The organism is Microcoleus sp. OTE_8_concoct_300 (assembly GCF_031383065.1).
Classification (GTDB): domain Bacteria; phylum Cyanobacteriota; class Cyanobacteriia; order Cyanobacteriales; family Microcoleaceae; genus Microcoleus.
The window spans coordinates 86,170-92,185 of sequence record NZ_JANMZH010000391.1 but is presented as its reverse complement, the minus strand read 5'-3'; the positions used below and the strand labels follow the sequence as shown (position 1 = coordinate 92,185).

General features: G+C 44.3%; 5 protein-coding genes. 4 read left to right on the top strand and 1 reads right to left on the bottom strand.

The genetic code is table 11. The features are described 5' to 3' along the window. The first annotated feature begins 137 nt into the window (after nucleotides 1-137). The gene (locus tag ACUVJL_RS17870) at nucleotides 138-2,060 is read left to right on the top strand and encodes an ABC-F family ATP-binding cassette domain-containing protein (RefSeq protein ID WP_445247086.1); all 1,923 of its coding nucleotides are present in this window, start codon (nucleotides 138-140) and stop codon (nucleotides 2,058-2,060) included. 79 nt (nucleotides 2,061-2,139) lie between these two features. Here the strand turns inward: ACUVJL_RS17870 and ACUVJL_RS17865 are convergent, their stop codons facing one another. Then, a complete protein-coding gene (locus ACUVJL_RS17865; RefSeq protein WP_445247081.1) occupies nucleotides 2,140-3,117 on the bottom strand; it encodes an FkbM family methyltransferase in 978 nt (325 codons plus the stop codon). Nucleotides 3,118-3,632: 515 nt separating this feature from the next. Here ACUVJL_RS17865 and ACUVJL_RS17860 point away from each other — a divergent pair. The 3 genes from ACUVJL_RS17860 (at nucleotide 3,633) to ACUVJL_RS17850 (ending at nucleotide 5,620) form a co-directional block, all read left to right on the top strand. Next, nucleotides 3,633-3,869, top strand: coding sequence for a hypothetical protein (locus tag ACUVJL_RS17860; protein WP_445247087.1), 237 nt, complete (start codon nucleotides 3,633-3,635; stop codon nucleotides 3,867-3,869). An 88-nt stretch (nucleotides 3,870-3,957) separates the two neighbouring features. Then, complete coding sequence (locus tag ACUVJL_RS17855) at nucleotides 3,958-5,076, top strand: AAA family ATPase (protein ID WP_445247080.1); 1,119 nt, start codon at nucleotides 3,958-3,960, stop codon at nucleotides 5,074-5,076. Further along, a complete protein-coding gene (locus ACUVJL_RS17850; RefSeq protein WP_445247079.1) occupies nucleotides 5,063-5,620 on the top strand; it encodes a hypothetical protein in 558 nt (185 codons plus the stop codon). The genes ACUVJL_RS17855 and ACUVJL_RS17850 overlap by 14 nt, the downstream gene beginning before the upstream one ends. Nucleotides 5,621-6,016: the final 396 nt, after the last annotated feature.

Genomic DNA, 6,016 nt, shown 5'->3' with positions numbered 1-6,016 from the left:
GTCGTCTCTTCTACTCCGAAAGGAGATTGAGGCAACCATACCTCATCGGAGGGGCAACCATACCCCTCCACCCCACAAAGGTTTTAACTCAATGTAAAGCCGTCCTAAAAGGACGAGGTTTCAAACCCATATTTCTGATGACTATTTTTACTCTGCGATCGATCAAAAAAGACTTCGGCATCAAGGAACTCTTGACAGATGCCAGCTTCAGCCTCGACGAAGGCGATAAAGTCGGACTCATCGGCACCAACGGTTCCGGCAAATCAACCCTGCTGAAAATGATTGCGGGTATGGAGTCGATCGACTCTGGCGATCGCTGGGTCAATCCAGGGTCTACAATTGTCTATCTCCCCCAACAGCCGGATTTAGACGAAAATCACACTGTCTTAGAGCAAGTATTTGCCGACAGTGGCGAACAAATGGCTTTAGTGCGAGAATACGAGGAAATTTCCGATCAATTGTCCCACGGCAAAGGCGATACAGACAAGTTGATGGCGCGTCTGTCTGCGGTGTCTGAACGCATCGATGAGGTGGATGCGTGGGATTTGGAAACCAAGGCGAAATTGATTTTGACTAAGTTGGGGATTGAGGATTTTGATGCGAAAATTGCCGACTTGTCCGGCGGCTACCGCAAGCGAATTGCCTTAGCAACCGCTTTGTTGTCCGAGCCCGATGTGTTGCTGATGGATGAACCGACAAACCACTTGGATGCGCTGTCTGTGGAGTGGTTGCAGAACTATTTGAACGGCTATCGCGGTGCTTTACTGCTGATTACGCACGATCGCTATTTTCTCGATCGCGTTACCAATCGCATCCTGGAGATCGATCGCGGCGACCTTTACAATTATGCTGGCAATTACGCTTATTACTTGGAGAAAAAAGCCCTAGCTGAAGAATCGGCCGCCAGCACTCAGCGCAAATTCTCGGGAGTATTGCGGCGTGAGTTGGAATGGCTCAAGAAGGGGCCGAAGGCGCGCAGTACCAAGCAAAAAGCTCGGATCGATCGCATTAAAGATATGCGAGCCCAGGAGTTCAAAACAGCCAACGGCAAAGTCGAAATTGCGACAGCCGGCCGCCGGATTGGTAAGAAGGTGATTGAGTTACTGCATATCAGTAAAGCTTACGGCGATCGCACTTTAATTAAAGATTTTACCTACAATTTCACTCCCGAAGACCGGATTGGAATTATTGGCTGCAACGGTGCGGGAAAATCGACGCTGATGGATATCATCACCGGACGCATTCAGCCGGATTCGGGTACTGTCGAAATTGGCACAACCATTCATATCGGTTATTTTGACCAGCATTCAGAGGATTTGACGCCGAACGAAGACCAGCGAGTTATTGAATACTTAAAAAGTGTGGCAGAGTTGGTGCAAACGGCGGATGGGGAAATCATTACCGCTTCTCAAATGTTAGAAAAGTTTCTGTTTCCACCGAACCAACAGTATGCACCGATTAACAAACTTTCTGGCGGGGAAAAGCGCCGATTATTTCTGTTGAAAGTGCTGATGAGTGCGCCGAACGTGCTGATTTTGGACGAACCGACAAACGACCTGGATGTGCAGACTTTGGCGGTTTTGGAGGATTATCTCGAAGATTTTAACGGCTGCGTCATTGTGGTGTCCCACGATCGCTATTTTCTCGATCGCACGATCGATATGGTTTTCGCCTTGGAACCGGGCGGCAATTTGCGCTTGTATCCCGGCAATTATTCGGTGTATTTAGACTACAAGAAAGCCGAAGAAGCCAAGGAACTTAAAGCACAAAAAAATAAAGGTAAACTACCACAATCCTCTGAATCTAACAACCCCAAATCCGAAGCCCCAACTCCCAAACCGACCAAACTGTCGTTTAATGAAAAGCGAGAATACGAGAAGTTAGAAATTAAAATTCCGCAGTTGGAAGCTGAGAAAGCAGAGATTGAGCAGATTTTGTCTCTAAATTCTCCGAGTGGGTTTGGTGAGGTGAAAAAGTTATCTGAACGTTTGGGCCAATTGAATCAAGAGATCGATCGGGCGACTGAGCTCTGGTTGGAATTGGCGGAACGGATCGGTTAGGGGGAAGGTGTGGAAGTATTTTGTTGAGAGCGTGCTAACAATGCAGCAGTCTCTATCTGGTTTTCAGAGGAGGGAAACACTAAAACACTCTTGATTTTGCAGTCGAACGAACTGTTGTACAACTTAGTAGACGACGTTCAAATTCACTGTTTTCAATTACTGCAACATAGTCGGATGTCTTTTTAAAATAAGCAGAACAACCTAGCTCTACAACCTCTGTTTTCAGGATTCCCTTGTGAATTCTGAAGATTCTATAACCATGACGCTGGAGTAATTGGACAACGGCATCGGTTGTATCACAATCTTTGTGGCGTTCAAAAACAATGCTTCCAATATGATGTTTGCTTAGAGTATCTTCCATCCCCTTAAGCACTTCAAGCTCATGGTCTTCAACATCTATTTTAACAAGAGCTACTTGAGCAATCCCACTATCTTTCATCCAGAGGTCGAAGGTTGTTACGTTAACTTCAATGCTATTTTGCAGTGAGTTGAGTTGATCTTCTTCTACAATTCGCGACATCCCTAGTTCCTCACCCAGGATATCCAGCTTCAGTTTACCTGGACGATCGGATAAAGCTAGCGGAATTAAAGTTATACAGGAAATACTATTTGCCTTCACATTTTTTTCAAGACATTCATATAGTAATGGTACCGGCTCAAAACAATAGATATGTCCTAAGGATCCCATAGAATTAGCTATGGGTAGAGAAGTGTCACCAATGTAAGCACCTATGTCGCATACAACCTCATCAGGATGGGCGAGGCATTTGAGTACAGTACCAACCCAAGGGTCGAAATCTCCTAACCAAAATAAGTTTTTAACGATAAGGTCCGACCCATTTGGGTAAGCAACATACCGTATACCGCTTTTTGATTGAAATATTCCGAAGTTGTCTGGTACGTTAGGTAGGCGCTGCAATAAACTTGCGCGCGGAGTTTGGAAAGGGTAGCGCTTTGTGAAAGTACGCAATACATTATTAAAGAACATAAGTTTCTCAGTTTTAACTTCCAGGTATTTAATAATTGTTAGCCTGCGGACTGGGGCGATCGCACCCACAATATCTCCCCGTGCCTCCTAATTCCCAGCCTTTGGCTCACTATACTCAATCTCTCACTTGGCAGGAAGAATATTCATCAATCTTAACTTGGAGAGCGGTATCGATCTGCTCAGTCTCTCGGGGGACGATCGCACCACACACCGATAGCCACTAAACCTTGCCATTCTTCAAGTTCCTCCCGACTAGATACCCTTTGAGCGATCGCACTGAATGTCTTTTACAGTAATCGCCTTTGCCCGCAAATTCATAAATACCTAAGTAGGTAGGTGGTGTAAAACGCAACTATGTAAATGATTGTAGAGTATCCAAATACCCTCTAGTGGCTAAGTCATATCAAATCCGTTAGCATCGGAATTATTCATCTCTCTGTTCTCTTCCTCTGCGTTCTCTGCGTACTCTGCGGTTTAATCATTCCAATGCAACCGGAATTGATATCAGCCCTGTTTACACACTGTTACATGGTTCAGTTTAATCCCGCCTAGCTACTTAATTCAACGATGACTGAAATTTCGGGATGAGTTTCGTTAGCCTTGAGGCGATGTTTGAGAATCGTAATTGTGCTATCAATACCATCATGGATATTGCAGGCCACGGGGCGATCGCAGGGGCTGGTTTTACCAATCATCAACTATCAATAACAAGCTTTCCGGCCTGTTCCACCAAGAGTGAGCTTTCTGGTGGGTGGGCATCATCAACAACAGGCTTTCCCAGCTATTCCACAAATAATCAGTTTTCTGGTGGGGTGGACTGAAGAGGGCGCCCTCGTACCAAGTTGCGATCGAGGCATTAGACTTATCATAGTTATGATTAGCGATCGGAAATTCTCCTAAAAAAATCTCATGCTAAAACGGATATACATTGACAATTTTCGCTGTCTCGTAAATTTTGAACTAGATCTTGATGCAATTAATCTATTTCTGGGCTCTAACGGCTCGGGTAAATCAACAGTATTTGAAGTCTTGCAGAAAATCCAAGCATTGGTCAGCGGCGACAGTAAGGTAGAAGGAATTTTCAAACCTGCGGACTTCACCCGCTGGCAAACCTTACAAATTCAGCGTTTCGAGCTAGAAATTCTCGGTAATGACGGCTGCTACACATATCAATTACAAATCGATGAGTATGGAGATAAATGTCGTGTTAGGTACGAGAGTCTGCTCTTTGATAACCAGCCTTTACTACAATTTGAATTCGGCGAAGTTCAACTCTATCGAGATGATTATTCACCGGGCCCGAAATACCAGTTTGACTGGTCGCAATCTATTCTGCCTTCATTAATGCCAAGAAACGACAACACGAAGTTAACTTGGTTTAGAGAACGGATGGCGCGATTTATCATCGTGCAAGTTGTACCCAGCTTGATGGTTGATGAAAGTAGCCAAGAACAAAGGCGTTTGACTCCTAAGATGGAAAATTTTGTTTCTTGGTATCGCTACTTATCTGAAGATCAAGGTAAAATTGCTGAAATTGGAAATATTTTAAGAGAGGTCTTGGATGGATTCACAAATTTTAAGTTTGAGCGAGTAAGCGCAGATAATTTAGTATTAAAACTGCGGTTTTCAGGAGAAACCGATAACAGCAAGCCAATTGAATATCGTCTCGGAGAATTGTCGGACGGACAAAAAACATTAGTTGCTTTATACGCGCTGATTTACGGTACAAAATCTGAAGACTATACCTTGTGGGTTGATGAACCGGAAAACTTTTTAGCATTGCCAGAAATTCAACCCTGGCTGATGGAGCTTTATGACCTTTGTAGCGAGGGAAAACTTCAAGCATTACTAATTTCTCACAATCCTGAGTTAATTGACTATCTTTTAGCTTCACCGATTGGCTATTGGTTTGAGCGTCAAAGCAATGCTGCTGTTCGAGTCAAACGAATTAGCAATGAAGTAGCTGACAATTCGGGATTGCCAGTTTCTGAACTAATTGCACGGGGGTGGTTGAATGAGCCAGCGTAGAGTTCAGATTGTCATTCTATGCGAGGACAGACAGCAGGAGGTTTTTGCGCGTTATTTCCTAAAAAAGCGAGGTTTTACAGGTCGAGTTAGAGCTAATATTTGTCCGGAAGGTAGCCAAGCAGGAGAACAGTATGTACGCACTCACTATCCGGAGGAAGTGAAAGCTTATCGCCAGAAGAGAAACCAGGTGTCGATTGGATTAGTTGTGTTAATTGATGCAGATACGGGTACGCTGGCAGTAAGACTTAATTGGTTAGCTAGTGTCCTTGATGAAGATGAGCAGGAAAATAGGGGATCGAATGAAGCGATCGCGATTTTCGTTCCCAAGCGCAATATTGAGACTTGGATACACTATTTGCAGGGAGAAACTGTGAATGAGGAGGCTGTTTATGCAAAATTTAAGAATAATGAGGCTGTTTGCAAAACCGCTGCTGAGGATTTAGCCGATCGATGTTATTCTCAGAGCTTACCAGGAGATGCGCCGCGATCTCTTCAGGCAGCTTGTGGGGAATTACAGCGGTTGTTACCCTTGTTGCAGCCATGAGTTATGAGAAAATCTGCAACATGTTACTAATGTCAAGCAAACTGACCAAAAACTTAAGATGGATAAAAGTCTGAAATCCTTGTCAAAGCTGCAAAGCCATCGGAAACTGCGACAAAAAACCCGCTTTTTTTGCGATCGCCTCAAGTAAAGCTGTGTGTCAAAAACTGCGAAGCCCCGGAGGGTGGGATTGACAAAAGCAGTAGAATATGCAGTAAAAGTCAGGGTAAGCAAATAAGACTCGTAGCAGAAAACAGGGGCGAAAAAGCCCAAAACAGGTAAAACAAAAGTCGATCGGGCAAAGTAAGTTGGCCGAGGACTAAAAAATATGGTGATCGGTGAGATACAATTGACCTGTTCTGAGCCAAGAATTGGTCAACATCACAAGTATCCTGTAGA

Coding starts and splice junctions, on each gene's coding strand:
- ACUVJL_RS17850 (WP_445247079.1), top strand. CDS start 5,063: ATGAGCCAGCGTAGAGTTCAGATTGTCATTCTATGCGAGGACAGACAG.
- ACUVJL_RS17855 (WP_445247080.1), top strand. CDS start 3,958: ATGCTAAAACGGATATACATTGACAATTTTCGCTGTCTCGTAAATTTT.
- ACUVJL_RS17870 (WP_445247086.1), top strand. CDS start 138: ATGACTATTTTTACTCTGCGATCGATCAAAAAAGACTTCGGCATCAAG.
- ACUVJL_RS17860 (WP_445247087.1), top strand. CDS start 3,633: ATGAGTTTCGTTAGCCTTGAGGCGATGTTTGAGAATCGTAATTGTGCT.